Genomic DNA, 713 nt, shown 5'->3' with positions numbered 1-713 from the left:
CGCCCACCGACGCTGCGCATCCTGTTCCAGGCAGGCCATGGTCCCCGGTTGGAAGGCGAGCAGCGGCCGATCCGGATCATCGACGAGCAGGCTCGAGGCCAGGCGCCCGAGGTAGGGCAGATGGCCCACGATCAGGGTATCGACGGACCAGGTCATGATTGCTGCGGAGAGCGTCTCGACGGGGTCATTCGGCCCCAGATCGGCATGCGTGCGCGGCTGCCCATCAGTAAGGAGCGCTTCGGCCAGGATGGCTGCGGTTTGCGCCGCGCGGGGCTTGCCGCTGTGCAGCACCTGTCCGACCTGAATGTCGGCGTTGCCGAGAAAATCGGCGAGGCGCCGTAAGGCGTCGCGGCCCTGGCTGCTCAAGGGCCGGTCGGGATCGACGTCCTTGGGGAGTGCGAGGCCATGCTGGGTTAGGTAGATGCGCATTGGATGCTCCAGGAGGGATGCCGGTTTCAGGTCGAGGTGAGTCGCCCCTCGTCAGTGGGTCCGCTCCGGTACAGCGTCAGCGCCCAGCGGTCCGCCAAGGTGTCGCGTGGCGCAACAGGTAGACGGCGCCATCATCGCCGCGGACCTTGAAGTAGCGGTGACCGGGGTCCAGCCATCGGTCGATGATCTCGGTGACGGCCACCTCACGCCCGCCGAGGTGCAGCCGGCGAGGCTCGGTATCCGCACGATGACCCGCATAGCACTCGACGCGCAGACTGGCTTGG

General features: G+C 67.5%; 1 protein-coding gene and 1 pseudogene. Both read right to left on the bottom strand.

All coding sequences use genetic code 11. From position 1 onward, the window contains the following. Positions 1 to 429, bottom strand: a 429-nt coding sequence (gene sixA, locus CKO31_RS26275; RefSeq protein ID WP_200243930.1) for a phosphohistidine phosphatase SixA, incomplete at its 3' end; no start/stop codon positions are given. Positions 430 to 505: 76 nt separating this feature from the next. Next, positions 506 to 713: pseudogene (locus tag CKO31_RS26270) on the bottom strand (hypothetical protein); the annotation flags it as partial.

Origin of the sequence: Thiohalocapsa halophila (assembly GCF_016583825.1) — a bacterium.
In the GTDB taxonomy this organism is placed as follows: Bacteria; Pseudomonadota; Gammaproteobacteria; order Chromatiales; family Chromatiaceae; genus Thiohalocapsa; species Thiohalocapsa halophila.
This window is presented reverse-complemented; position numbering and strand designations above follow the sequence as displayed.